This window comes from Dyadobacter sp. HNCC25DJ187 (genome assembly GCF_056895255.1).
Genome location: NZ_JBXHAT010000002.1, coordinates 374,235 through 400,411 on the forward strand (window position 1 = coordinate 374,235; position 26,177 = coordinate 400,411).

Here is a 26,177-nt window from a genome sequence, read left to right on the forward strand (position 1 = left end):
CGCCAGTCAACGACATTGCGATAGAGTGAATAACGAAATGCCAACATGCCTACTCTAACGTATTACCTAATCTTTTCAACTCAATTTCAGCAGCTTTGGCAGCGTAGTTAATATTGATCATACGATAACCTGCATCTTCGAAACTTCTCTGTGCTTCTCGTACATCGATAATGGTGGCTTGAATTAGTTGAAAACGTTGCAATGTAAGATCAAGCAGCTGCTTGCTTAATTCAAAGTTCTGCTTCTGAATTTCCAGCTGTTCAAGTGAGCTCCTGTAGGTTTGAAACATTTTGACTGCCTCCGAAGAATAATCCCTCAAAACCGTATTTTTTTGAATTTCGGCATTGGTGGTATTGATTTCAGCAACCTTTTGCTGACGTTTGAAAATGCCACCATTGTATATAGGAACCGCAACACTGATTCCTGCATTCGGCCCGTTCGTTTGATTCAAAAGTGTAAATCCGGCACCACTCTGGTTACGAGAGTAGTTGTAGGCAGTATTAAGGCGGACCGTTGGATAACGAAGCGCCGCAGTTTCTTTTACAATCAGTTGATTAATGCGCACCTGATGGTCAGCTGCCTTGATGTCAGCATTTACCGGAAGCCTATCCAAAACAGCGTCAATGGTCATGTTGTTGTCAACAGTAATCGTATCCTGAATGGAAACTGGTGTTTGTACGTCCAGGGTCAGGAGTCTGAGAAGTTCAGTTTTAGCAACCTCAGCTATCATCTGCTGATTTTGCAATGTCTGGCTGGTCGTATTCAAATCAATCTGCGCCTGAAAGATGTCTGCATTATTAGCCATCCCCGCTTCTTTCCTGACCTTCAGAATGTCAAGACGCTGCTGAGAGGCAGCAATCGAAGTCTTGAGAGTATTCACATAACTCAGCTGTCGGACTACATCATAATAACTTGTTTGAACATCAGCTATTGTATTCTGAATTTGAGAATTCAGGAATTCTGCACTCTGGTATTGCAGCTCAGCAAGACGCTTTTTAGTAGATACCACCCTATTACCATTGTAAAGCAAAATACCGGCGGATAGTCCTGCCTGCGTATTATTTCCAACAGCTCCTTTTCTACTGATCTCTACACCTGTATTTAGTTTTTGATTTACATCCGTAATCTGTTCGGTATTGGAAAGTGTTGCGGCGATAACTGGCAACCCTCCGGCAATCCCATAGTGATTAAAAAGTGTATTCGCTTCAACATTGTTCTTAGCGATCTGGATTTCAAGGCTATTTTTCAATGCCGTTGCAATAGCCAGATCCAATGTAAGCCTGAGACTGTCAGCAGCCTGGCCGAATGACTGCACAGAAATCATTAACAACGTCATCAATACACTTGATACACCATTCAAAATTGCACGTGGGTTCATGAATAAAACCAATAGTTATTTTTATAAATATTTTGTTTAGGAAGATGCTTAGCTCATCAATGCTATTTCTTCGTCCATTTTTTGCTCCTCCGACTTTTTATTATGCTTTGGGGAAATGAATGTGTAAACAGCAGGAATTACGAAAAGAGTAAGTACCAATGAAAAAGTAAGCCCTCCCACAATTACTACCCCAAGTGGCACACGGCTTGTTGCAGCAGCTCCCAAACTAAGCGCAATAGGTAACGCACCAAACGCCGTAGCCAGACTGGTCATCAAAATAGGACGAAGACGCTGTGTGGCTGATTCAATCGCTGCCTCCATTCGCTGCATACCCTCGTGTTCACGCTTCTGATTAGCAAACTCTACAATCAAAATACCATTTTTGGTAACCAGACCGATCAGCATGATCATCCCGATTTGCGAGAAGATATTGATCGTAAGATTAAACATATACAGACTTAACAGTGCCCCCGCCAATGCAAGAGGTACTGTAATCATGATGATGAACGGATCCGTAAAGCTCTCGAACTGACCAGCCAGTACCAGATAAACCAACAGAAGCGCAAGACCGAACGCAAAACTTGTATTCGAAGAGCTTTCTTGGAAATCGCGGGAAGGGCCGGTTAACGAAGATTGGAACGTCTCATCCAATAATCGGGCACCAATAGCCTGCATGGCTACGACACCATCTCCCACCGTTTTACCTTCAACCAGTGAAGCAGATACGGTCGCACTTTTGTAGCGGTTGTAGTGATATATTGTTGGCGGACCACTTTCTTCCTCCATATGCACCACCGCCGTTAGTGGAATGCTTTCGCCTCTGTTATTACGCACATATAATTTAGAAATATCTGCCGGCTGGCTACGTTCCGTGCGCTCAACTTGCCCGATCACCTGATACTGCTGACCATTCATGATGAAATAAGCAAGGCGTCTTCCACTGAATGCTGATTGAATCGTGGCAGCAACATCCGTTGTTGATAGTCCCAGGTCTTTTGCTTTCAAACGATCGACGGTAAGACGAACCTCAGGTTTATTGAATTTCAGGTTGGCATCTACGTTCTGGAACGTAGGATCTTTACGGGCTTCTTCAAGGAACTTGGGCAAGACTTCTGAAAGCTTTTCAAAATCAAGATTCTGTAGAACGAACTGAACGGGCAGTCCACCACGGGAACCAGAACCTACAGCAATCGTCTGTTCCTGAGTTGCAAAAATTCGGGCATCGTTGAACTGAGGTAATTTTTTGTTAATCACCATCGCAATATCATTCTGGCTACGGATTCGCTGGTCAGCGGGTACCAGACCAATACGCCCCATACCACTGTTCACACCTGATCCGCCAAATCCGGGTGTTGATGAGAATGTAAAAGATTTCTCTGGAATAGAATCATTGAGATAATCCACGACCTCATTAGAAATTCGCTGCATCTGATCAAAGCTTGTTCCTTCCGGTGCCGTCATATTCAGACGAATACTGTTTCGGTCTTCCATTGGAGCCAGCTCACTTTGTAAATTGGTGTAGGTAAAATACATCAATACACCACAAGCCAAAACCACAACCCAGGCCATCCACCGTACATTCATGAAGCCTTTGAGCAGACGGTTGTAACCATCTTCCATACCAGTGAAGAAGGGCTCCGTTTTATCATAGAACCATCCATGTCCTGATTTTTTTCTATTTAGTACTACATTCAGTACCGGCGTAATAGTAAGTGATACAAACGCTGAAATTAATACAGCCGAAGCAACCACAATACCGAATTCACGGAAAAGACTACCTACAAACCCTTCCAGGAAAATAACGGGAAGAAACACAACTGCCAGCGTTAAGGACGTAGAAATAACAGCAAAAAATATTTCCTTACTACCTTCCAGTGCAGCCTGACGAATGTTAAGACCACTTTCAAGCTTTCTGAAAATGTTTTCTGTTACTACAATTCCATCATCTACCACAAGTCCTGTAGCCAGTACGATACCGAGTAGCGTAAGAATATTGATAGAGAAACCACACAGGTACATCACAAAGAATGTAGCCACAAGAGAGATAGGAATATCAATCAATGGACGTATCGCCACCAATATGCTCCGGAAGAAAAAGAGAATCACGATCACAACCAAACCGAAAGATATCAGAAGGGTTTCCTCTACCTCTTCAATCGATTGCTTTACCAGTCTTGTGTTATCAACTAATACACTGAACGTGATATCTGATTTATTGGATTTCTGAATTTCGGCCAGACGCTTATTAAACTCTTCTGAGATATTTACATAGTTAGCTCCCGGCTGCGGAATTACTGCAAGACCTACCGCCAGCACGCCGTTATATTTCCAGCTCTGCTCTTCGTTTTCAGGCCCCAGCTCCACCTTCGCAACGTTGCCAAGACGCACAATCCCAGTGCTGTCATCCTTAATCACCAGATCAGAAAACTCTTTTTCCGAAGTCAAACGGCCCATCGTGCGAATAGTAAGTTCGGTATTCGCCCCGTATATTTTACCGGCAGGCAACTCCACGTTTTCAGCACTGAGTGTACTACTGATATCATTGAAGGAAACATTGTAAGAATTCATCTTGTCAGCATCCAGCCATATCCGCATCGCATATCTTTTCTGGCCAAATATGTTGATCGCACTCACACCATCAATCGTCTGCAGACTCTGTTGCAAAACGTTTTCTGCGTATTCACTTAGTTCGAGGATCCCCTTCGAAGGACTTTGCACCGCGAGCAAAAGAATGAAATCACTATTTGCATCCGCTTTGCTCACAACGGGGGGAGCGTCAATGTCCTGTGGCAGGTTACGCTGTGCCTGGCTTACCTTGTCGCGCACATCATTGGCAGCAGCTTCAAGATCCGCCTCCAGATTAAATTCCACAGTAATATTACTCGTCCCAACCTGGCTGGAAGAGCTGATCGTTTTGATCCCGGGAATACCGTTGATGCTTTTTTCGAGCGGTTCGGTGATCTGGCTTTCAATGATATCCGCATTGGCTCCCACGTAGCTTGTACGTACGTTTACGACCGGAGGGTCAATGGCGGGGTAATCGCGCAGAGAAAGAAAGTTGTAGCCCACCACACCAAACAGGATGATGAGCAGGTTCATAACCACAGCCAGTACCGGCCGTTTCAATGATAATTCTGAAATATTCATATTGCTGGTTTCAGGGAATAGGTTGGCCGGGTGCCTTACTTGCTTACAACTTTTAAGTCTCTCACACTTCTTACTTTCACCGGCGCATCCGGACGGGTAAACAGCACTCCGGAAACCACAACAGAATCACCGACATTCAAGCCTTTAATCACTTCTATATACTCTTCCTGACGAACACCTGTCTCAACATTTACAAATGCAGCTTTACCATTTTTCACAATTACCACCTTCTTGCTTTTGGCTTCAGGAATAATACTGTTGGCAGGAATCAGAATACTACTTTTTTCAGCACCTTCATTCAGATATACCTTTACGAAAGAACCGGGAGTCAGAGAGCCTGAACTTAGTACAGCCCTTACTGTCAGGTTTCTTGTACTCTGGTTTACCTGAGGTTCAGATGCAATAATACGAGCTGATTGTTTGGTACCCTGAGCAGGATCCACCAGCACCTGAACAGAACTTCCTTTGGGAACGTAGTTCTGATACACTTCCGGCACTGTAAAATCAACCCTGAGTTGCGTAAGCTGTTGCATAGATGCAATCACACTATTCGGCGATACATATGATCCTGCACTCACCTTCCGTAATCCGATCGTACCTGTAAAGGGCGCTCGAACAACGGTTTTCTCAATCAGAGCCTGGGTATACTGCATGTCAGCTTTCAAACCATTCACCGAGTTTACTGATATATCGTAATCCGCCTGATTGACACCGTTAATATCTATTAATTGCTTAAGTCTTTTCTCGGTAGTTTCAGCCAGCTCGAGCTGCACTTTCAATTTAGTGAGCTGAGCCTCCAGATCTGCGCTGTTTACTCTGGCTACCACGGTTCCTTTCTGAATTACCGATCCCTCGGGTACACTCAGGAATGTAAGCAAACCACTCACCTCCGGCCGGAGCTCGGCGAACTCGTTTGCAACAACTGTCCCATTCACTTCTACCTGATTTCCGATCCGCTCCGACTTTGCGATAATCACGTCAACAGTGGTTGGCGCTCCTGCCCCCTTTTGTTGAAATGTATCCTTTTTCTCCTTGCAGGAAATTGAAAAGAAAAGCGTACCCGATAAAAAAATAGATGAAATAAGTGGATTAAAATTCAGAATACCTGCACTGGCAGACCGGGCATACTTAGAATTCATAAACGTGATTCGTTTCCGAGGCTTAATGTTAAAGAGGTATGGTTCAGATTGAAATAGTTCTTCCTGTGAAAGAACGTATAAAAATATAGAATTAATCAAACTGTATATTCTATATATTAATATTAGTTAAGTGTTCCGCAAAAAAAATTTACTCGTTTGCACCAATCACTCTTAATAAAGTATTGCATTTTAGTTCTGTTTCTTCCCACTCCAGGTCAGGGTCGGAGCCTTCCGTAATGCCTCCGCCTGCATAAAAAGTTGCAATTCCGTTCTTAAGACGCAAAGTCCTCAGATTCACAAAAACAGAAGATTGCCCTTCGACCTGCACCGGTCCCAGAAAGCCACTGTAGAACGATCTGTCGTATCCTTCAACAGCATTAATAAATTGACGGCTTTCTTTTTTCGGAACGCCACATACTGCTGATGTTGGATGGAGCAATTTGAGCATTGTAGAAGCAAGCTCTGGAAAATGTACGCTTATCGTATCTACGTCAAATTCAGTTCTGAGGTGATATACATTTCCGGCCAATACCGTTTTAGGACCCGTCTCGGTATATTCCCGCAAACGAATTTTTTTAAAGCACTCCACTATATAACGGCTCACAAATGCCTGTTCTTCAATCTCTTTCTGCCCCCATCTGACGTCATAGTTTGAGATAACCTCACCCTGCTCATTATAAGCCCTTTGCGTGCCTGCTAAAGACATAGTCCTGAATATACCGTCAGACTCTAGTGAGACCAGCGTTTCAGGTGTTGCCCCAAGCCACATTTCATTCCGATCTGGTAAGTTTATCAATGATACAAATGCATGGTGATATACTTTGGTCAATTTAAAAAACGCCTCCACCGGCTCAAATCCCTTACTGACTTCCATCTCCCTGGTGCGGGACAAAACCACTTTCTTAAATTCTTTATTATTGATAGCCGCAACTGCCTGTTCAACCGTTCTTTTAAAACGCTCTCTGGCATCATCCGGTGTACATAATTTGCCGGAAAGTGGCTGATATGGCAAATCTGTTTCCGCATTAAACTCAGCGGCAATTTGCACCAACTTCCTTATTTCTGGGTGCTCTTCTCCCAGTTTATTGATTGCATGTACATGACCCTTTTCATCATAGGATACGATGATGTCGCCTTCCATGAACAACACCTTATCGTGTTCTTCAAAACCAAATGGACCCAGTATAAAACCTGAAGGCATTTTTTCCAGATCGGGCGCTACTGAGGATACACCACCCTGAACTGAGATTAGTAATTTCACCTCTGCTGTATGCGGCAACTTCCAGATTGCTGAAGGGAATCCAAGCTTTTGTGAAGCCTTCCACAAATCTGCAGCACGCAAATCCTCCAAAACACAGACTTCACATTCCGTCTGACTCGAAACCATCGTGAACTATTATAACTTTGTAACTATTTTTTTACTAATACTTTGCAAATTAACGCTATCGGTTTGCATCCACAATAGCAACCGTAAGTCTGCAGATACAAACAAGCTTATTTTCTTCATTTGTGATTTTGATATCCCACACATGCGTGGATCTACCTACATGAATCGGTGTTACTTTTCCGTACACGAAACCACTTTTGACTGAACGAATATGGTTAGCATTAATCTCCAGTCCCACAGCATGTTGTTTTGCAGTATCTTTCAAACACAGATACGACGCAATGCTGCCAAGTGTTTCTGCCAGCACCACAGAAGCGCCACCATGTAATATCCCGAATGGTTGATGGGTACGCTGATCAACTGGCATACGTGCTACAATATATTCATCACCAATTTCTGTAAACTCAATACCCAGGTGATTTGCTAAGGTTGGTACGCTCATGGCGTGCAAAGCATCTAGTGTCACCGAATTTGTAAACATATCTAAAAAATGTATAAATTTGTATCTGCTATATTAATTCAAAACAGGGTATTTACAAAATTAATATATAAATAATACAATTATTTTGAAAAGAAAGTCTATCTATCTTATCCGCCATGGCGAAACTGATTTAAATCGCCAGGGCGTCGTTCAGGGAAGTGGTGTAAATGCTCCTTTGAATGAATGGGGCGAAGCACAGGCTGCTGCTTTTTTCAATGCCTACCAGCATATCCCATTTGATAAAGTATATACCTCTGATTTAATTCGAACACATCAAACGGTGCGCGGGTTCATCAACCAGGGTATTCCTCACGAAAGCTACTCGGGTTTGAACGAAATATCATGGGGAATCAGAGAAGGACGTGAACCGAACACGGGGGATAATAACTATTACCGTGAACTTACGCAGGCTTGGAGCGAGGGCAATGTGCAGCTGGCTTCTGAAGAAGGAGAAAGTCCGGAACAGGTAAGGGATCGGCAACTCCCGGTCATTGAAACGATCCTTTCCAGATCACACGAAAGAAATATATTGGTAGCCATGCATGGGAGAGCGATGCGCGTACTACTGACCACCCTTTTTCAGCAACCACTTTTCAAGATGGATGATTATGGTCACAGCAATCTGTGTCTTTACAAAATCAATTATTCTTATGAGACCGGCCTGTTTGAAATAGAACTTGCCAACGATATCACGCACCTTCTTTCGTTGGAAATACCACAAACTGTTTAAGAGCCGTTTATGTATGGGCAGTTCCATTGGTGTATTTCCGCTGCCATGAACAACGACTGCTCCCCTACTTTTACGACATCACCGCTGTACAATCTGCGGCCACTATTACCATGTCCAAACGACAAATTTACTGGACCTTACAAATCGTAGGCTGGATGGTACTGATTCTGCTTGAATTTGTTCCTTACACGCTGGAGTATGGTTTTGAATCGGGCGTATTATATTCTGCTATTGCCAATATAGTCCTGGGTATATTCCTGACACATACTTACAGACTGGTTTTGAAGAGATGGAATTGGTCCTCCCTTCCTCTTGATAAATTAGCCATACGCGTAATCCTATCTGTGCTGCTTTTGGGACTTGTGATGGCCTTGATGAACCAGCCGCTCGACCGTCACTATCTGGAAGATAATCTGATGAACCAGCCATTTCTTTTCTGGGGTTATTATGCGACCTGGTGTAAAAATCTTTTTGCCTGGATACTATCATATACAGTATATCAATATGTTGAACAAAACCGTCTGGCAGGCTATGAAAAGATTATGCTGCGAATGTCTATGCGTGAAGCGGAAGCAAAAGTACTTCGCTCTCAGCTGAATCCTCATTTTACTTTCAACGCTTTGAACAGTATCAGAGCGCTTGTTTACGAAGATCCGGCTAAAGCGCAGGTGAGCATTACACAGCTTTCTAATATTCTGAGAAATTCATTATTGGCCGACAGACGTAAAACTGTAGATCTGCAAGAGGAACTACGGACAGTAGAAGACTACCTGGAACTTGAAAAAGTACGCTATGAAGAACGATTGAAATACACGATCAATGCCAACCCACAGAGCATTTATTGGCAGGTTCCGCCTATGATGCTGCAGACGCTTGTTGAAAACGGTATCAAACATGGCGTTTCCAAGGAAATGGGTGGTGGTTTTGTAGACTTGAAAGCAGAAATAGAAGAAGACCATCTTTTTATTACAATTCGAAATTCCGGAAGTCTCATCTCTACTGATTCTTCCAAATCAGAATCCGGAGGAGTTGGTCTGAAAAATACAGCTGAAAGGTTATCGATCTTGTATGGAAAAGCTGCATCTTTCCATATCTTTCAGGAAGCTGATAAAGTTGTTTGCTCAGAAATCAGGATTCCTACCCTATCTGACAACAGCATGATGACTGGACTTTGACAACACTATTTTATATTCACATTATAAATTATAACAACCACAAATACCAGCCATGAGAACCTTGATTGTCGATGACGAACGCCTAGCTCGTAATGAATTAAAAAGATTGCTTGAACCCTACACCAAAATTGAGATCGTTGGTGAAGCCGCCAATGCAGAAGAGGCACTTGTGATGATTGAAGAGTTACAGCCTGAACTGCTTTTTCTGGATATACAAATGCCTGGAAAAAATGGTTTTGAACTGCTTACATCCATCGAAGGAAAAAGTCCTGAGGTCATATTCACCACAGCATATGACGAGTACGCCATCAAAGCTTTTGAATTCAATGCACTCGACTACCTGCTCAAACCTATTGACAATGAAAGGCTTAAAGAAACAATTCACCGGATTGAAGAAAATCAGTCTCAACCGGAAGCTTCACTTCCGTCCAACGAAAGAGCCGAAAAGATTTTGGGTGAAACCGATCAGGTCTTTGTAAAGGATGGGGAAAAATGCTGGTTCGTAAAACTGGGTAAAATCAGGCTTTTTGAATCTATGGGAAATTATGTGCGTCTTCACTTTGACGATCAGAAACCGTTAGTATTGAAGTCGCTCAACAATTTGGAGGAAAGGCTCGACCCAAACACTTATTTCCGTGCCAACAGGAAACATATTATTAACCTGCAGTGGATTGAGAAAATTGAACCGTGGTTTAGTGGCGGTCTTCTTGTGACGCTTCAGGGTGGAGACAAAATAGAGATTTCAAGACGCCAGGCTATACGATTTAAAGAGCTAATGAGTTTATAATATATCACCTCATATTTCAGACAAATGCATTTTGCCAAATACTTGTTACTCGCCCTATTCCTCGGTTTTATTGCCTGTAACCCATCCAACAACAACGAGAACCAGCAAGCACAACAGGGCATCCAATATGGAGAATTTCTCAAACAGCATTTTGGTAAATGCGATACCGTTTCCGGCTCCGGAATTTATGCAGACATAGACGTATGGCTTCCGGCGGACACTACATCGGATGCAGCTAAAAGTGTTCGCGATCAACTACATCTTAAACTGGTGGAACGCATTAATTCATACTCTGACAGTGCAAGTCTTGCCAAAAATCCCGATGCCCAAAAAAGCGTAAAAGATGCCTTTGAGGTGTTTGAAAAAAATTATAACGGTTTCAAAAAACAATTTCCGGAAGCGCCTGGCTGCTGGTTTGTACAACTGAAGGGGGACACAATCATGTCGACTGGAAAAGTGCTGATCTACAGATTGGAGCATTTTGCCAATACAGGTGGCGCTCATCCGAATACATTCAGATCGCTACATATCTTCGATGCAGCAAACGGTCAGGAAAAAGAAAGTAAGTTCTTTGTCGCTGACTCCGCGGCGTTACTAAAAAAAGTGGAAGCAGCCTTCCGTAAGGTAGAAAAATTAGACGATTCTGTCAACCTGGAAGAAAACGGTTATTTCCTGTCCGACCATCAGTTCTTCATACCTGCGAATTATACATTTACAAAGGAAGGTGTGCTCTTCTTTTATAATCCATATGAAATCGCTCCTTATGCCAGAGGGCCCATTGAGTTTACGATTCCTTATAGCGAGTTGGACGGAATTGTAAAAAAAGACCTCATCTTTTAACGTCAAAGCAGCCCTTCGTCGATAAAGCTGAAGTATCCGTTGTCCGAAAAAATCAAGTGATCCAAAACAGGAATGCCTAGCATATTTCCGGACGCAGCGATTTGCTCAGTTAGTTGCTTGTCTGCCTGACTGGCAACTAACTGACCCGAAGGATGATTGTGAACCAGAATAACCGAGCTTGCCAGGTTTTCTATCGCTTCCTTAAATATCATTCTGGCATCTGCAACCGTACCTGAAACCCCACCGCTGGAGACTTTAACCACTTTCATAACCACATTGGCCTGATTGAGCAGCAGTATCCAGAATTCTTCATGTCTGAGATCCATCATATAAGGTTTCATTTCCTCGTAAATATCAGGAGGACCTTTGATCTTTCTTTTCTGCTGAGCACCAATATCTTTTCTTCTTCGTCCCAGTTCAAGTGCTGCAACAATCGTGATCGCTTTGGCCTCGCCAATGCCTTTGTTTTTCATCAGATCCTTTACCGTTTGACGTGCCAGATCATTGATGTTGTTACTCACGGAATTCATGATAGCCTTGGCAACATCTACTGCTGACAGCGATACGGTCCCCGAACCGATCAGGATCGCGATTAATTCTGCATCGCTGAGTGCCGCTTTACCTTTAAGCAACAATTTCTCGCGCGGCCTGTCTTCTTCTGCCCAACTTAATATTTTATGATGATTGAAAGGGTAGTCGTTTTCGTTCATAGCAACCTGGTATAATTAATTGCTAAGACGAAATTCAAGTAGAAAAGTAATTCAATTTAACTATCCAAAGATGTTAATGCCGCTCTGGCTTTACTGTCAATGCTATTTTTGTACTCGTATTTTTTGTAGGTCATTGCAGATTTAAAATATTCAATCGCTTTTGCCCTTTGCCCTTTTTCTTTGTAGATATACCCAAGCTGTAAAGCGGAGCTGGCACCAAATCCTATCGGAGATCCTTTTGTCAGATCGACACAACGGATGAAAAATGGTATAGCCGAATTCCCTTTATCGGCTTTTTGTAAAATCCTTCCCTGTCTGTAATTATATTCTGCTTTATCACTTACGGATGTAAAACTAGCTTCACTTACATCATTCAGGAAATGCGTCGCGGTGTTCAAGAAACCGCCATCGGTCGCATACCTCGATTTGTAAAGCACCTTCTGAATAGCAGTCACTTTACCAGAATTATAGTCCTCTGCTACACGCAAAGCAAGTTTATCGGCTTCTATAATAGCACTGCCTTCCGATTTGATTTTTACGATAAAAGACTTTGCTGCTGCATCGTGGCCAGCCAGCCACCGACACATGAACATTTTCATGTTACTGTCTTTGATGTAATTGAAACCCTTGTATCTGGTTTGAAATCCTGAATAATAATCAAAAGCCTTACTATAATCACCAGACTGCAAAGCAATTTCTCCTCTCAGGTAATCCAAAAAAGGGAATGCGATGTATGCCGGACCCGTTGGCACCTTTTCCAGCATATGTTGCGCCTCTTTGCTTCTTGCTTCCTTCATCAAGGTTGTGGCCGCAAAGAAATGAAGTAACAGGTTATCCGGACTGGATTCCGCAAGTTGCTTGATTTTGTTCAACTGTCTGCTACCCAACTCCAAAGTATATGCATGCAACAACAGATTCATCAACTCTGCTTCCTGACGGAAAAGCGGATCTTCATCCACTACAGTTTGAAGTTCTGTAAGTCCCAACTCAATATTTCCCCGAAGACCTAATATGCGGGTAACCCATGTATAGTTTTCTGGTACTGAACCAATCAGTACATGCAAAAATCCCAGTGATTTAAGTGTAGGAAGAAAAGATGGGAATTTCTGCTTGTTTTCAGCCAGTAATTTGTATGCTTTAATTACCTCCCACGCACCGCTAACTTCGTTGCCAAACTTGATCTTGGCAAAAGCCCAGTGAAGCCGGATTTCCGCCTGCAAAAAACGTTTATACGGAGAATTGTCAGGAAGCTTACCTATTATCGTCAGCCTTTCATCCTCTTTGGCACTTAATTTTTTATATGCATCACGATCCTCTGAAATCATCAGAAAATGGAGATCAGCGTAATTATCCAGATAAGTAACAAATGCGTTTGTACGATTGCCACTTCGCTCCTCACTGATTAATGACCTTGCCGTTGTAATCCGCAATTTTTGTATCTCAAAATAAGCTTTCTGTAACTTAGGCGTAAATCTGACAGAATAATCCTGACCACTAGCAATCTGACAGACAAAAAAATACAACCAGCCAAGTAAAACACGGCATCTGTATTTTCTGATTCCAACGCTATAATCCATCGACAGTCCTGTTCTTTAAATCTGTTACTGTAAAACAAAAAAAGGTTGCCTTTAAGACAACCTTCAATCAATTTCATGACGCTTTTATCTACGCTGGTGAACAGGTGCACCGCTTTCCACATCTGCGAAGATACGGCCGCAGTGCTCACAAACGATCAGTTTTTTGCGCTCACGGATGTCAGCCTGACGTTGTGGGGGTACGATACTAAAACATCCACCACATGCTCCTCTTGATACGTGCACAACTGCAAGACCATTGATAGAGTTATCGCGAATTTTCTGATAAGATTTCAAAAGACGATCCTCAATTTTCTTAACATGTTTTTCACGTTCAGCAATAAGGTCCTTTTCTTCTGTCTCGCTTTCTGAAGTAATTACTGAAAGCTCGTCTTTCTTTGCCTTGAGGTCTTCGTTTCTTTCGTTCAAACCATTTTCAGCCCGGCTTGCATCATCTTCTATCAGTCTGATGCGTGCCTTCGCTTCGTTGATTTTCTTATCAGCCAGCTGACCATCCAGCTCCTGCAATTCAATTTCTTTGGTAATAGCGTCGTACTCCCGGTTGTTACGAACGTTCATTTGCTGATCTTTGTACTTCTTGATCAGTTTTTCACCTTCCTTTTGAGCACTTTTGAAACTATCAATTTCAGAGTTTAAGTTGCTGATCTCGCTTTTGAATTTTCCCAGACGAGTTTCAAAGCCTGCGATATCATCTTCAAGATCTCTCACTTCTTCAGGAAGATCGCCACGCGTTTTTCTAATGTCGTCAAGGCTTGAATCAATTTCCTGCAATTTCAGGAGAGCGTCTAATTTTTGTGCGATTGTATTTTCCATGTATGTCTTTAATGGACTTGTTTCAATGCGTAATTTGGTGAAAGATGGCTTATCATTCTTCAATATAACCCTAACAAATACCGTCGAAATTAATTTCTACACGAAATACCTGACTGGATTAGTATTGACGTCCGACAAACAGAGTGCGAAATTACTAAAAATTCCTGACAAATACTTATATAGTAAATCTTTAGTAAATACTTCACTTTCGTAATGCCCTATGTCACAGATCATAAGATTATTCTCAGCATCAAAAAACTCGTGATACTTATAATCTGATGTCACGAAAACATCTGCATTCGCGTTTTTTGCAGCACTCAGAAGGAAACTTCCGGCACCTCCGCAGACGGCCACACGTCTGATTGCACCTGTAGTCGGAGTGGTATACTTCACAACCTGAAGGTTCATATTCGTTTTTAACATCGCCAGAAATGCATCCGGCGACAGTGGCTCTACTAATTCTCCCACCGCCCCGGCTCCCACTTCCTGATTCTCGTTTTCCAACACATGCAGATAATAGGCAACTTCCTCATAGGGATGTGACTCTTTTAACGCACGCATTATTTTCCCTTCCAGAAATGCCGGAAACATCACCTCGCTACGATGCTCGGCAACCAGTTCCTGCTCGCCGATTCTTCCAATGACCGGATCTGCTCCTTTGGCTGGCTTAAAAGATCCTACACCTTCCGTGCGGAAACTGCAATTGACATAATTCCCTATCCGCCCCGCACCTGCTTCAAACAGCGCATCAAGCACCGACTGAGACTGCTCTATCGGACAAAAAAAAGTCAGCTTTTTAAGAATATTCTTTTTGGGAGCAAGAATACGAAGGTTTTGCAACTCCAGCTTTTGGGCTATCATGCCATTGACACCACTTGCCACATGGTCCAGATTCGTATGGATGGCATATATGGCTACATTAGCACGGATCGCCTTGATGACGGTGCGCTCTACGTAATTATTGCCGTTAAATCTTTTGAGTCCCTTGAACACTATGGGATGATGCGCGATGATCAGGTTGCATCCCCTACTCACAGCTTCGTCCACTACCTGTTCAGTCACATCCAGTGTCAATAACGCACTTGTAGCCTCTTCGGCGGGATCCCCGACTATCAAACCTGCATTATCATAGTCTTCCTGGTATGCTGTGGGAGCCCATTTTTCCAACTCCGTGATAATATCTTTTATTTTCATTTTTTTTCAAAATACAACTAGTTAATAATCAGAACCATTCGATTCCAGGCGAAATTTATTTGCAAATAAATAACAATTTTAAACCCAAAGGTATTGCGTTGAATTATAAAATCCCTACTTTTGCACCACGTTAAACGATAACGATCAGCAACGAAGTCTGGTTTGGTAGTTCAGTTGGTTAGAATACATGCCTGTCACGCATGGGGTCGCGGGTTCGAGTCCCGTCCAGACCGCCAGATTTAATATCACAATACATTAAAAGCCTGTAAATCACACATTTACAGGCTTTTTCTTTTTCTGGAATATACCAAATTTTTCAAATAATCGCAGAGATATGATGAGTATTTGAATACTATATAAAATCTGACTTAGGGAAACACAATCTCAGCGAAGAAGTATCAAAAGTTGAATTTTTTCATTTCATTCAATCCTATAATCGTACCTTTGCGGCTTCAAAAAATGAGAAGATGATTACAGTTGAAAATTTGGCCGTTGAATTTAGCGGTTCTGTCCTTTTTAGCGAAGTTTCCTTCGTGATCAATCCTACGGATAAAATTGCCCTGATGGGTAAAAACGGAGCGGGAAAATCGACAATGATGAAAATTATTGCTGGTGAACAAAAAGCCAATCGTGGTCATGTACGTGCGCCTAAAGACGCGGTGATCGCTTATTTACCGCAACATTTGCTCACCGAAGATAACTGCACCGTTTTCGAGGAAGCGGCCAAAGCATTCAGGCAGGTTTTTGAAATGCGATCCGAAATGGAAAAACTGAATGTTGCGCTCGAAACCCGTACAGATTATGAGAGCGACGAGTATATGGCAATCATCGAGCAGGTTACAGAACTTGGTGAAAAATATTACCAGCTGGAAGAAGTTAACTATGATGCGGAAGTTGAGAAAGCCCTGAAAGGATTAGGATTCAGGCCGGAAGACTTTCACCGACAAACCAAGGAATTCAGTGGTGGGTGGCGCATGCGAATCGAGCTTGCCAAAATATTATTGCAAAAGCCGGACCTTATTTTATTGGATGAACCTACCAACCATATTGATATCGAATCGGTGATGTGGCTGGAAGATTTTTTAGTGAATAAAGCCAATGCAGTGATGGTTATTTCCCACGACCGTGCCTTCATCGACAACATTACCAACCGTACAATTGAAGTGACGATGGGGCGGATTTTTGACTATAAAGCCAACTACTCGCATTACTTGGTGTTGCGTGAAGAGCGTAGGTCACATCAAATTAAGGCATATCAGGAACAGCAGAAAATGATTGCCGACAATATGCAGTTTATTGAACGCTTCCGTGGAACCTACTCCAAAACCAATCAGGTTTCCTCGCGCGAACGCATGCTGGAGAAACTGGAAATTATTGAAATAGATGAAATAGATAATTCCGCCTTGAAACTTCGTTTCCCTCCTTCACCCAGGTCAGGCGACTATCCCGTTACAGTAAAGGATGTGTCAAAATCCTATGGTGATCATGTTGTGTTTAAAAATGCCAGCATGTCTATTTCAAGAGGGGAAAAGGTATCGTTTGTGGGTCGTAATGGTGAAGGTAAATCTACAATGATCAAGGCCATCATGGGCCAGATCGATGTGGAAGGAACCTGTCAGCTGGGGCACAATGTAAAGGTGGGCTATTTTGCGCAAAACCAGGCATCTTTACTGGACCCGAATCTGACTATTTTCCAGACAGTAGATGAAGTAGCGGAGGGCGATGTAAGAACCCAGATCAAAAATATTCTGGGCGCCTTCATGTTTCAGGGTGAAGATATTGATAAGAAGGTAAGTGTATTGTCGGGTGGAGAAAAAACGCGGCTTGCTATGGTGAAGCTGCTTCTGGAACCTGTGAATCTGTTAATTCTTGATGAACCTACAAACCACCTCGATTTGAAGTCAAAGGATGTTTTGAAAGAAGCACTTAGAAACTTTGATGGTACACTTGTACTCGTATCTCACGATCGTGATTTTTTACAAGGTCTTTCTCAAAAAGTGTTTGAGTTCAAAGACAAACGCGTAATCGAGCATTTTGAAACCATTGATGCTTTCCTTGAACGTAACCGGATAAAAAGTATAGCTGATCTGCAACTTGCAAAGTAGACGCTGATGACATCCTGACGGTTTCTATTTTACCGTTAATTCGGAATACGAATGTTGGTAAGAGAATACTTTTTATCTCAGCTAAACTTCTTACGCCTTAAGGATCAAACGTTAAAAATGCCTTCAAGTCTTTCGATTTGAAGGCATTTTAACTATATATCATCTTTACAATAGATGTTTCTGCTTATCCCCATTTAAAAACCTAACCTTTCTCACTTCCCCGCTTCCCTGAAAACCAAATCGCACTCCTACAATCTTTCCGGGATCCCTGTTAAACCGACCCATGTAAGCCTGTTTGTCATTTACATAAACCTTTACCTGCCTATCTTTCACTTCGCAACGTACTTTTTCCCAGTTTGCAAAATCGACTCCCAGGCCTGATAGATCGCTGGTTTTGCCAGACACAGATAAATCGGAGAAAGAAAGTTCCAGCTCCCCTACGCATCCTTTGGCTGAGAGCTCTAATATATGCACCCCATCTGAACATAAAATCGTGATCATCGTTTGTTGACAAACAGCATTATTACGTTTGAAAGTACTTTTCAGTTCTGCTTCAAAAGTAAAATTACTGGCGGACAGATCACCCATTGGTCTCACATGATGAAGACTCACCGACGGAACGGACTGTTGTAAATTGACTCCCAGTTTCTCCAGATCTTTTTCAGTAACCGCCACCACGCCATTCTTCAGGATGTCCCGACCCTGCAAATACATCGGGATAGAATCCTTGCTAATCGTGCATAACCATCCTTCCGTTGTAATGAACAGATCATGTTCCTGAACAATGGAGTTATTTAAAACTAGCTTGGCGCGAAAATAACCAGGGTAATAATAGGTGCTCGCGTAATGCTGATTGTTCTTATCAACCCGGAAACGAAGCTTGGGATTCCAGCTTTGTTGTATAAAGACACTATCTGCATTTGAGTCAGCAGCATTGTAATCAAAAATGACTGTATTCGGCAAACCTTTCGTGACAGGACGACTACCAAAGGTAACCACTCCGTACTGCAACAGCTTTACCCGTTTCCTGAACGCCCAATTACTTATTAGAAATATAGCAGCAGGAAGTGCAAAAATCCAAAGCCATTTGGTCTGGCTCAAGCGAAATTTTGACTTTGATGTCCAAGGAGCTATAAAATGCTCATCAGGTGCGACCTGCCTGGCAGCTGCAGTCGCCTTGCAAAACTCTCTCCAGTTCTCATACTCCAGAAACTGCGCCAACGTATTCAAAGTAGTAGCTGTAGGTGCACTGTCATATTGTACCTTTCCCCACAAACGCTTCAAAGTGCTTACACTCAATGTCACTCCGATTTTGGTTGCAATACGTTCGCTTAGGCTTTCAAAATCCTGATTCAGCCAGTGAGCACTACTCCCCCATCCCAATTTCTCTTCAATCAGGATCAGACACTGTGTTAGCATTTCATTACCATAAATCATTGATAATCAACATTATAAAACTTGAACCATTTTGAACATGCTCTGCCTGTTTGTTTTTCAAACCTTTTAGCACCTTTGCTCCGTTAATTTCAACTCAACCAAAATTACAAAATCTGTCATGAAAAAATCATTAGTATTTATCCTTGCTTTATTGATTTTTCAATGTAAGCCACTACTCGCTCAGGATGATAAACTCAAACGTCCCAACCCATCTGCGCAAAGGAAAGAATCTGCTCGTAAAGCAGTTGGCGCTGATAAAATTCTCTTTAACCATTTTAACGGCAAGAAAATCAACCTCGTTCAGCTTGCCAAGCAGAATGGCTACCAGCTGGATGGCAGAATAGTGAAAGTGCTACCTGATAGCCAAGGCATTCAGCTGAGTGAAAGTGCGAATGCAAGTTTTGCTATTGCGTGGCTGCCGGGCATAGAATTCAGTGAAGGAACCGTCGAAGTGAATATACGTGGTAAGGATGTACTGCAGGGCAGCTTCGTGGGAATCGCGTTTCATGGTTCCGATTCAAAGGGTTATGACGCAATTTATTTCCGCCCGTTCAATTTTCGGGCGACCGACCCTGTTCGCCGCATACATGCCGTGCAGTATATCTCTTTACCCGGATACGACTGGCCCGTACTCAGAAAAGATTTCCCTGAACAATATGAAAAAGGCATTAACCCTGCTCCACCAGCGGATGAATGGGTAAATGCCCGCATTGTGGTAAGCAGAGATTCTGTACAGGTGTTTGTAAACAATAATCCTGAGCCAAGTCTGACAGTCGAACTGCTCAACAAGCGCCGCAAGGGAGGCATTGGGCTTTGGGTCGGCGCGGGTTCCGGAGGAGATTTTGCAAATTTGAAGATTAGCAGATGATAGTTCCAACTATGTGCTTTTCACCACCCAGGCCTATACCGTCACAGAACATTATACTGTTACAGTCCCGTAGAGACACGACCCAAGGCAGTAATTTCCTACTTGACGTTCTTCCTCCGATTGCGTTGAAAATCTTCCAATACAAACCCACCTAATCCCTGCAGATTGCTGTAATAAGCACGGCCATTGTTGATCTCCGTAAAGTTCTGGACAAATTGCTTCAGGTAAGGATCTGTCGCGATCATAAAAGTAGTTACAGGGATATCCAGCTTACGGCACTGAGCTGCCAATGTCAGGGTTTTATTGATAATTTTTCTGTCCAGACCAAAACTGTTTTTGTAATAACGAATACCTTCTTTCAGACAAGTCGGCTTTCCATCCGTGATCATGAAAATCTGCTTATTCCTGGTCTTCTTCCTGCGTAAAATATCCATGGCAAGCTCCAGTCCGGCAACAGTATTGGTATGGTAGGGTCCAACTTCCAGATAAGGCAGATCTTTCAACTGAATCTGCCAGGCATCATTACCGAAAACGATGATATCCAATGAATCTTTTGGATATTTGGTACGGATCAATTCGGCAAGAGCAAGAGCCACCTTTTTTGCTGGCGTGATACGGTCTTCTCCATAAAGGATCATAGAATGACTGATATCAATCATCACCACGGTAGAAGTTGTCGTTTTCTGCTCACGCTCAACAACTTCCAGGTCATTCTCCATTAACATAAAGTCACCTATGCCATGGTTCACCTGGGCATTTTTGATCGACTCGGTCATCGCGATCTGATCCAGCGTATCGCCAAACTGAAAGTTGCGTACGTCGCTGGTGAGTTCATCTCCGGAGCCCAAGTGTGGCGTGTGGTGATTACCTCCGGATTTAGATCGTTTCAGTTTCCCAAAGATCTCGTCCAATGCGCTTTTTCGGATACTTTTTTCAGCCTTTGGCGTCATGATCAGCTGACTACCACCCTCAGCCTTTTCCTCAGATATATATCCTTTCTTCTTGAGATCATCAAAAAAATCGCCTATACCGTAGGAATCGTTGGTAAGATTGTATTGCCTGTCAAGCTGACTAAGCCACGACATAGCCTCTCCCACATCTCCGGAAGTCATCAACAATAGCTGCTGAAAAATGTCCAAAAGCTGGTCAAATTTATTATTTCCGCTTTGCTGGGCAGGCTTGAATTTCGAAAAAATATGTCCACGCATTAGAATTCCTGTTTTGTGAATAGCAATCTAATATATAATTTTTATAAGACAAACGGCTACTCTCAACAATTGAAAGTAGCCGTTTGTCTGTTACCGGTAAGCAGACATTAAGCCTCTTCTCCGCAATATTCCTCAAAAGCCATTTGCAAATGCTGAGCAATCATTTCAGCTGAGCGGCCTTCAATGTGATGACGTTCTACAAAGTGAATCAACTCGCCATCCTTGAAAAGCGCTACGGCAGGTGAAGATGGAGGATATGGCAAAGTATATTCGCGCATTTTAGCAACAGCTTCCAAATCCGCACCCGCAAATACGGTTGCAAGGTGATCTGGCTTGATTTCGCTACGGGTTACAGCAGCACGAACACCGGGACGAGCAGCACCAGCTGCACAGCCACAAACAGAATTGATAACAACCAATGCTGTTCCTTTGGTATTCTGCATGAAGTTATCTACTTCTTCTGCAGTTGTCAAATCCTGAAAGCCGGCATTTACCAATTCCGCTTTCATCGGCGCCACTAGGTGTGGAGGATACATATTTTTATCAGTTTAAAGTAATTAATTAGTTATCCGCTGTAAGCCATTAACTTTCAGCTTCATATTGTATTCTTGCTTTTCTACATGAACCCGAGTTCAAGTTTGGCCTCTTCGGACATCATTTCCGTCGTATAAGGAGGATCGAAAGTCAGTTCCAGACTTACGTCATTAACACCTTCCACTTCTCTGATTTTCTGCTCCACTTCACTTGGCAAAGTCCCCGCAGAAGGGCAGGAAGGCGATGTTAATGTCATTGAAACGAAAACGTTATTTACCGGGAAAATTTTCAGATCGTAAATCAGACCCAGTTCATATACATCTACCGGAATCTCCGGATCATAAACCTGTTTAATGGCTCTGATAACTTCTTCTCTTAAATCCGATTCTGACATTGTATAGATGATAATGCAGGTTGAAATTATTTTAATTCGCTTCAGTACGCGCCTGGAAAGCTACACCATAAGCCCTCATTTGTTTCAGCATCGCTGCCAGTCCGTTTGAACGTGTCTGAGCCAAATGCTGGTGAAGGCCGATCCGATCCATAAAGTAAATATCAGCTTGTGCAATTTCTTCAGGAGTATGCGCCGAAAGTACCTTCACAAGCATATTTACAAGACCTTTCACGATAATAGCATTACTATCCGCCTCAAACTTCAGCAAATCGCCATCCATGTAAGCATGTAACCAAACCAGTGACTGGCAACCTTTGATGATGTTATCGTCTGTTTTATACTCCTCACCAAGATCAGGAAGTTGTTTTCCAAGATCAATGATATACTCGTACTTACTCTCCCACTCATCAAACAGTTCGAAATCTTCAATTAGTTCGTCCTGTGCCTCGTTTATTGTCATAAATTACTATTCTTATTATTTTGGGATAAATGAAGATCGCGATATAAAGATCTCAGCTCAACATTCTTTTCACCTTCTGAAGCCCCGCAATGAAGCGATCCACTTCTTCTATTGTGTTATAAACAGCAAAAGATGCTCTTGTGGTTCCTGTGATACCAAATCGTTGCATCAAAGGTTGCGTGCAGTGATGTCCCGTACGTACAGCGATCCCCTGCTGATCCAGCAAAACACCAATATCCTGATGGTGTATTCCATCAATAACAAAAGAAATAACGCTTACTTTTTGCTTTGCATTTCCGATGATACGCAAGCCTTCGATATCCACCAAAGCTTCGGATGCATACTTCAAAAGATCATCTTCATGTGCTGCAATATTTTGCTTACCGAGTGCATCAACATAATCCAATGCAAACTTGGCTGCAACTACGTCTGCAATATTGGGCGTACCTGCCTCAAATTTATAAGGAAGTTCGTTATAAGTCGTTTTGGCAAATGTAACCTCTTTAATCATCTCCCCTCCTCCACGGTAAGGGGGCATAGCATCCAGAATATCTTTTTTGCCATACAGAACACCCATTCCAGTTGGTCCGTAAATTTTATGCAAAGACATAGAATAGAAATCACAATCCAGACCCTGAACATCAATTTCAAGGTGTGAGCTGGACTGAGCTCCGTCAATAAATACTACTGCTCCGGCAGCATGTGCCTTTTCAATGATCTCCTTTACTGGATTTATTGTTCCAAGCGCATTGGAAACGTGCACCACAGAAACAATTTTGGTGCGCTCTGTCAGCAGTTTTTCATACGCATCCATCAGAATTTCTCCGTCTTCATTGATCGGAATCACTTTCAGGATACATCCTTTCTCTTCGCATAACATTTGCCAGGGAACAATGTTGGAATGATGCTCCATGGTACTGATGATAATTTCGTCACCTTCTACAAGAAACCTGCGTCCGTAGGTCTGCGCTACCAGATTGATACTATCCGTTGTACCGTATGTAAAAATGATCTGTTCCGCCGCTGGTGCATTGATAAACTGCTGTACGCGGCGGCGGGTATCTTCAAAAGACGCAGTTGCTTTTTCTGCCAGATGGTGAATTCCTCTGTGAATATTGGCATTGGAATGCTCATAATAATCAGCGAGTGCATCCAAAACCTGTCTTGGTTTTTGTGTAGTAGCCGCATTATCGAAGTAAACCAGCTGTTTACCGTTAATTACTTCATTCAGTATTGGAAAATCATTTCTGACAGAGGTGATATCAAGAATATTTCGGGAAGCTATCATGATTTGTATGTCGGTAACGGAATTGCTCGGGGAAATCTCAGGTACGGATTCCAAGTCTGTCACTTAATTGTAATTGAAATCTCAGTTAAAAAGTATCCGGACATACACTGTAACGATCACCATGGTGATCTTCATTTGCATCCGGATCTTTCAACTTTTATAAATAGAACCACCTCGTCTTTTCAGTCAAGGTGGTTATCAATATTCTTTACTTCTTACTTAGTTTATCAGCAATCACATTTTCAAGATACTCACGTATCGAGTCAATTTTGATTTGAGAAATTACATCCGCACAAAAAGCATACATCAACAAAGACATCGCTTCATTTTTTGAAATACCTCTTGAACGCATATAAAAAAGTGCTTCTTCATCAATCTGACCGGTTGTAGTTCCGTGCGAACACTTTACGTCATCTGCGAAAATTTCAAGCTGAGGCTTCGTGTTCATGCTTGCTTCTGTCGAAAGCACAATGTTTTTGCAAGATTGAAACGCATTGGTTTTCTGTGCATCTTCACGAACAAATATTTTGCCGTTGAACACCCCCTTAGATCGATCACGCAAGATCCCTTTGTAAAGCTCGTTGCTCTCGGAATTTGGCTTGCGGTGGTCTGCCACAGTGTGGTTGTCGACGTGCTGCGAGCCATCCGGAAAATAAAGTCCGTACATGTGCGCATCGCAGTATTCACCATCCAATGCGATATTAAGGTTGTTGCGAGTGAATTTGCCGTTCAGCGTAACCGTTCCCGCGTAGAAATGGGCCTTATCCTTCATATTCACCTGCGTGGTGCCTATGTGGTATGCATTTTCGCTCTCATTCTGCACTTTGTAGTACTCAACGTGCGCGTCGCGCTCCACGAAAATTTCGGTAACCGCATTGGTAAATGAGCGCTCCTCTCCCAATGTACGAAAAGCTTCAGCCACTTTCACCTGAGCGTTTTGGCCAACAACAATGATATTGCGAGGCTGACTAGCTACATTCTCCTGACGCGCATCACTGATAAATCTCAGAATAACAGGCTGTTCCACTACCTGGTTATCAGGAACGTGAATAAACAACCCATCCAAGGTAAAAGCTGTATTCAGCGCTGTAAACGCCTCTGAATCATCGGCAAGCGCATTAAAATAACGATTTACTAGTTCAGGATTTTGCTTATATGCATTCTGAAGCGAATCGATGATAATCTTGTCAGTGGAAGAGACAATGCTGGAAAGCTCCGGCTTATATTGTCCGTTCACAAAGTACAGGATATTGGCTACCTGCTCAGGAATACGAAGATCCTGTAGGTCTGCCAGCTGCAAGGTACTATCCGCGTTGAAGTGATACGACTCTCCGATCAGTTCCTTTACGTTGCTGTATTTCCATTCCTCATCTCTGGTCGTCGGGAAACCCAACTCTTCAAAACGGCGAATGGCAGCACGCTTTTTCTGATGAAAAGCCGAGCCTGCTTCTCCGTTCATCAGCGATTCCCGAACCTGAAAATCGGCTAATAACTTTGTTTTTAAATCTATTGTTTCGGTACTCATGCCGTATTAAAGTAATTGGTATAGGATTGGTATTCAGAAAGGATTTTAGCTATTGCCAGAATCCAATCAGCCAACTGCTTCTACTTCCGCCTTGATCCAATCGTAGCCTTTTTCTTCCAACTCCAAAGCCAGTTCTTTCGGACCTGACTTCACGATGCGACCTTGGTAAAGTACATGAACAAAATCGGGAACGATGTAATCCAGCAAACGCTGGTAGTGCGTTACGACAATGGCCGAGCGGTCAGGAGAACGCAATGAATTGACACCTTCTGCAACAATACGAAGCGCATCGATATCCAATCCGGAGTCTGTTTCATCCAGAATAGCCAGCTTTGGCTCTAGCACCGCCATCTGAAAAATTTCATTACGCTTTTTCTCACCACCTGAAAATCCTTCATTCAAAGCACGCTTCAGAAGAGAATCATTCATGCTCACCAGTTTCGCCTTTTCACGTACCATTTTCAAAAACTGAGCCGCATCTAATGGATTTTCACCTTTGTATTTGCGTATCTCGTTTACAGCAGTCTTCAGAAAGTTAATCGTTGTAACACCAGGAATTTCAACCGGGTACTGGAAGGCAAGAAAAATTCCTTCCGCAGCTCTTTCCTCTGCAGCAAGCTCGAGCAGATCTTTTCCGTCAAACGTCACACTTCCACCTGTTACTTCATAATCTTCTCTTCCTGAAAGAACAGAAGCCAAAGTACTTTTTCCTGATCCGTTAGGGCCCATGATGGCATGAACCTCACCCGGTTTCACTTCCAGATTTATTCCTTTTAATATTTCCTTGCCTTCAATTGAAGCGCGCAATTCATTAATAGAGAGCATAATTGATTTATACTTTTATATGTAGTCCGTGGTATTTTACCGCAAAAGTAGTAAGGAATGACGGTATATGAAAATGGCCGGCGGACGGTTGATCTGAATACTATACTTTCTACAACCTTTTTCAGATTCTCCCCGTTCCTTTATTTACTGATATTTG

Annotated in this window: 23 protein-coding genes and 1 tRNA gene; 7 read left to right on the forward strand and 17 right to left on the reverse strand. The window is 42.7% G+C overall.

Annotated elements, in window-relative coordinates:
* Positions 1–49 precede the first annotated feature (49 nt).
* The 5 genes from AC1XUE_RS12630 to AC1XUE_RS12650 form a co-directional block, all read right to left on the reverse strand.
* Positions 50–1,378: a TolC family protein gene (locus AC1XUE_RS12630; protein ID WP_483356337.1), complete on the reverse strand. Its 1,329-nt coding sequence runs from the start codon at positions 1,376–1,378 to the stop codon at positions 50–52.
* 48 nt (positions 1,379–1,426) lie between these two features.
* A complete protein-coding gene (locus AC1XUE_RS12635) occupies positions 1,427–4,525 on the reverse strand; it encodes an efflux RND transporter permease subunit (protein WP_483356338.1) in 3,099 nt (1,032 codons plus the stop codon).
* Between the two features lie 35 nt (positions 4,526–4,560).
* On the reverse strand, positions 4,561–5,664 hold the full coding sequence (locus AC1XUE_RS12640; RefSeq protein ID WP_483356339.1) for an efflux RND transporter periplasmic adaptor subunit: 1,104 nt from the start codon (positions 5,662–5,664) through the stop codon (positions 4,561–4,563).
* A 148-nt stretch (positions 5,665–5,812) separates the two neighbouring features.
* The gene (locus AC1XUE_RS12645) at positions 5,813–7,051 is read right to left on the reverse strand and encodes a chorismate-binding protein (RefSeq protein ID WP_483356340.1); all 1,239 of its coding nucleotides are present in this window, start codon (positions 7,049–7,051) and stop codon (positions 5,813–5,815) included.
* A 55-nt stretch (positions 7,052–7,106) separates the two neighbouring features.
* Positions 7,107–7,532 carry a hotdog fold thioesterase gene (locus AC1XUE_RS12650; RefSeq protein WP_483356341.1) on the reverse strand — a complete coding sequence of 142 codons (426 nt, stop codon included), beginning with the start codon at positions 7,530–7,532 and terminating at the stop codon, positions 7,107–7,109.
* 85 nt (positions 7,533–7,617) lie between these two features.
* On the opposite strand from AC1XUE_RS12650, the gene AC1XUE_RS12655 reads away from it, so the two are divergent.
* The 4 genes from AC1XUE_RS12655 (at position 7,618) to AC1XUE_RS12670 (ending at position 11,064) form a co-directional block, all read left to right on the forward strand.
* Complete coding sequence (locus AC1XUE_RS12655; RefSeq protein WP_483356342.1) at positions 7,618–8,262, forward strand: histidine phosphatase family protein; 645 nt, start codon at positions 7,618–7,620, stop codon at positions 8,260–8,262.
* 110 nt (positions 8,263–8,372) lie between these two features.
* A complete protein-coding gene (locus AC1XUE_RS12660; RefSeq protein WP_483356343.1) occupies positions 8,373–9,437 on the forward strand; it encodes a sensor histidine kinase in 1,065 nt (354 codons plus the stop codon).
* Between the two features lie 52 nt (positions 9,438–9,489).
* Positions 9,490–10,224, forward strand: a complete 735-nt coding sequence (locus AC1XUE_RS12665; RefSeq protein WP_483356344.1) for a LytR/AlgR family response regulator transcription factor — start codon at positions 9,490–9,492, stop codon at positions 10,222–10,224.
* A 24-nt stretch (positions 10,225–10,248) separates the two neighbouring features.
* The gene (locus AC1XUE_RS12670; RefSeq protein WP_483356345.1) at positions 10,249–11,064 is read left to right on the forward strand and encodes a DUF3298 and DUF4163 domain-containing protein; all 816 of its coding nucleotides are present in this window, start codon (positions 10,249–10,251) and stop codon (positions 11,062–11,064) included.
* Between the two features lie 2 nt (positions 11,065–11,066).
* On the opposite strand, the gene radC is transcribed toward AC1XUE_RS12670, so the two are convergent.
* The 4 genes from radC to AC1XUE_RS12690 form a co-directional block, all read right to left on the reverse strand.
* Entirely contained in the window at positions 11,067–11,774 is a 708-nt protein-coding gene (gene radC, locus AC1XUE_RS12675; RefSeq protein WP_483356346.1) for a RadC family protein, read from the reverse strand.
* Between the two features lie 56 nt (positions 11,775–11,830).
* Positions 11,831–13,351, reverse strand: coding sequence for a hypothetical protein (locus AC1XUE_RS12680; protein ID WP_483356347.1), 1,521 nt, complete (start codon positions 13,349–13,351; stop codon positions 11,831–11,833).
* 84 nt (positions 13,352–13,435) lie between these two features.
* Positions 13,436–14,182, reverse strand: a complete 747-nt coding sequence (locus AC1XUE_RS12685; RefSeq protein ID WP_483356348.1) for a zinc ribbon domain-containing protein — start codon at positions 14,180–14,182, stop codon at positions 13,436–13,438.
* A 96-nt stretch (positions 14,183–14,278) separates the two neighbouring features.
* Entirely contained in the window at positions 14,279–15,376 is a 1,098-nt protein-coding gene (locus AC1XUE_RS12690) for a Nif3-like dinuclear metal center hexameric protein (RefSeq protein ID WP_483356349.1), read from the reverse strand.
* 159 nt (positions 15,377–15,535) lie between these two features.
* On the opposite strand from AC1XUE_RS12690, the gene AC1XUE_RS12695 reads away from it, so the two are divergent.
* Both AC1XUE_RS12695 and AC1XUE_RS12700 read left to right on the forward strand, forming a co-directional pair.
* Positions 15,536–15,612 (forward strand) — tRNA-Asp (locus tag AC1XUE_RS12695).
* A gap of 231 nt (positions 15,613–15,843) precedes the next feature.
* Complete coding sequence (locus AC1XUE_RS12700) at positions 15,844–17,481, forward strand: ABC-F family ATP-binding cassette domain-containing protein (RefSeq protein WP_483356350.1); 1,638 nt, start codon at positions 15,844–15,846, stop codon at positions 17,479–17,481.
* Between the two features lie 165 nt (positions 17,482–17,646).
* Here the strand turns inward: AC1XUE_RS12700 and AC1XUE_RS12705 are convergent, their stop codons facing one another.
* On the reverse strand, positions 17,647–18,900 hold the full coding sequence (locus tag AC1XUE_RS12705) for a hypothetical protein (protein ID WP_483356351.1): 1,254 nt from the start codon (positions 18,898–18,900) through the stop codon (positions 17,647–17,649).
* Between the two features lie 136 nt (positions 18,901–19,036).
* On the opposite strand from AC1XUE_RS12705, the gene AC1XUE_RS12710 reads away from it, so the two are divergent.
* Entirely contained in the window at positions 19,037–19,786 is a 750-nt protein-coding gene (locus AC1XUE_RS12710) for a hypothetical protein (protein WP_483356352.1), read from the forward strand.
* Positions 19,787–19,884: 98 nt separating this feature from the next.
* Here AC1XUE_RS12710 and AC1XUE_RS12715 read toward each other — a convergent pair whose 3' ends face one another.
* From AC1XUE_RS12715 to sufC, 7 genes are all read right to left on the reverse strand, one after another.
* Positions 19,885–20,994, reverse strand: a complete 1,110-nt coding sequence (locus AC1XUE_RS12715; RefSeq protein ID WP_483356353.1) for a vWA domain-containing protein — start codon at positions 20,992–20,994, stop codon at positions 19,885–19,887.
* Between the two features lie 107 nt (positions 20,995–21,101).
* The gene (locus AC1XUE_RS12720) at positions 21,102–21,530 is read right to left on the reverse strand and encodes a BrxA/BrxB family bacilliredoxin (RefSeq protein ID WP_483356354.1); all 429 of its coding nucleotides are present in this window, start codon (positions 21,528–21,530) and stop codon (positions 21,102–21,104) included.
* Between the two features lie 80 nt (positions 21,531–21,610).
* Entirely contained in the window at positions 21,611–21,922 is a 312-nt protein-coding gene (locus AC1XUE_RS12725; protein ID WP_483356355.1) for an SUF system Fe-S cluster assembly protein, read from the reverse strand.
* 31 nt (positions 21,923–21,953) lie between these two features.
* Positions 21,954–22,382: a SufE family protein gene (locus tag AC1XUE_RS12730; RefSeq protein WP_483356356.1), complete on the reverse strand. Its 429-nt coding sequence runs from the start codon at positions 22,380–22,382 to the stop codon at positions 21,954–21,956.
* A gap of 52 nt (positions 22,383–22,434) precedes the next feature.
* Positions 22,435–23,670 (reverse strand): SufS family cysteine desulfurase, encoded by a 1,236-nt coding sequence (locus tag AC1XUE_RS12735; RefSeq protein ID WP_483356357.1) that lies wholly within the window; start codon positions 23,668–23,670, stop codon positions 22,435–22,437.
* Between the two features lie 208 nt (positions 23,671–23,878).
* The gene (gene sufD / locus AC1XUE_RS12740; RefSeq protein ID WP_483356358.1) at positions 23,879–25,195 is read right to left on the reverse strand and encodes a Fe-S cluster assembly protein SufD; all 1,317 of its coding nucleotides are present in this window, start codon (positions 25,193–25,195) and stop codon (positions 23,879–23,881) included.
* Between the two features lie 66 nt (positions 25,196–25,261).
* Positions 25,262–26,020: a Fe-S cluster assembly ATPase SufC gene (gene sufC / locus AC1XUE_RS12745; RefSeq protein ID WP_483356359.1), complete on the reverse strand. Its 759-nt coding sequence runs from the start codon at positions 26,018–26,020 to the stop codon at positions 25,262–25,264.
* Positions 26,021–26,177 lie beyond the last annotated feature (157 nt).

Excerpts from the sequence above, each read along its gene's own strand:
- AC1XUE_RS12630 (WP_483356337.1), bottom strand. The coding sequence starts at position 1,378 with ATGAACCCACGTGCAATTTTGAATGGTGTATCAAGTGTATTGATGACG.
- AC1XUE_RS12635 (WP_483356338.1), bottom strand. The coding sequence starts at position 4,525 with ATGAATATTTCAGAATTATCATTGAAACGGCCGGTACTGGCTGTGGTT.
- AC1XUE_RS12640 (WP_483356339.1), bottom strand. The coding sequence starts at position 5,664 with ATGAATTCTAAGTATGCCCGGTCTGCCAGTGCAGGTATTCTGAATTTT.
- AC1XUE_RS12645 (WP_483356340.1), bottom strand. The coding sequence starts at position 7,051 with ATGGTTTCGAGTCAGACGGAATGTGAAGTCTGTGTTTTGGAGGATTTG.
- AC1XUE_RS12650 (WP_483356341.1), bottom strand. The coding sequence starts at position 7,532 with ATGTTTACAAATTCGGTGACACTAGATGCTTTGCACGCCATGAGCGTA.
- AC1XUE_RS12660 (WP_483356343.1), top strand. The coding sequence starts at position 8,373 with ATGTCCAAACGACAAATTTACTGGACCTTACAAATCGTAGGCTGGATG.
- AC1XUE_RS12665 (WP_483356344.1), top strand. The coding sequence starts at position 9,490 with ATGAGAACCTTGATTGTCGATGACGAACGCCTAGCTCGTAATGAATTA.
- AC1XUE_RS12670 (WP_483356345.1), top strand. The coding sequence starts at position 10,249 with ATGCATTTTGCCAAATACTTGTTACTCGCCCTATTCCTCGGTTTTATT.
- radC (WP_483356346.1), bottom strand. The coding sequence starts at position 11,774 with ATGAACGAAAACGACTACCCTTTCAATCATCATAAAATATTAAGTTGG.
- AC1XUE_RS12680 (WP_483356347.1), bottom strand. The coding sequence starts at position 13,351 with ATGGATTATAGCGTTGGAATCAGAAAATACAGATGCCGTGTTTTACTT.
- AC1XUE_RS12685 (WP_483356348.1), bottom strand. The coding sequence starts at position 14,182 with ATGGAAAATACAATCGCACAAAAATTAGACGCTCTCCTGAAATTGCAG.
- AC1XUE_RS12690 (WP_483356349.1), bottom strand. The coding sequence starts at position 15,376 with ATGAAAATAAAAGATATTATCACGGAGTTGGAAAAATGGGCTCCCACA.
- AC1XUE_RS12700 (WP_483356350.1), top strand. The coding sequence starts at position 15,844 with ATGATTACAGTTGAAAATTTGGCCGTTGAATTTAGCGGTTCTGTCCTT.
- AC1XUE_RS12705 (WP_483356351.1), bottom strand. The coding sequence starts at position 18,900 with ATGCTAACACAGTGTCTGATCCTGATTGAAGAGAAATTGGGATGGGGG.
- AC1XUE_RS12710 (WP_483356352.1), top strand. The coding sequence starts at position 19,037 with ATGAAAAAATCATTAGTATTTATCCTTGCTTTATTGATTTTTCAATGT.
- AC1XUE_RS12715 (WP_483356353.1), bottom strand. The coding sequence starts at position 20,994 with ATGCGTGGACATATTTTTTCGAAATTCAAGCCTGCCCAGCAAAGCGGA.
- AC1XUE_RS12720 (WP_483356354.1), bottom strand. The coding sequence starts at position 21,530 with ATGTATCCTCCACACCTAGTGGCGCCGATGAAAGCGGAATTGGTAAAT.
- AC1XUE_RS12725 (WP_483356355.1), bottom strand. The coding sequence starts at position 21,922 with ATGTCAGAATCGGATTTAAGAGAAGAAGTTATCAGAGCCATTAAACAG.
- AC1XUE_RS12730 (WP_483356356.1), bottom strand. The coding sequence starts at position 22,382 with ATGACAATAAACGAGGCACAGGACGAACTAATTGAAGATTTCGAACTG.
- AC1XUE_RS12735 (WP_483356357.1), bottom strand. The coding sequence starts at position 23,670 with ATGATAGCTTCCCGAAATATTCTTGATATCACCTCTGTCAGAAATGAT.
- sufD (WP_483356358.1), bottom strand. The coding sequence starts at position 25,195 with ATGAGTACCGAAACAATAGATTTAAAAACAAAGTTATTAGCCGATTTT.
- sufC (WP_483356359.1), bottom strand. The coding sequence starts at position 26,020 with ATGCTCTCTATTAATGAATTGCGCGCTTCAATTGAAGGCAAGGAAATA.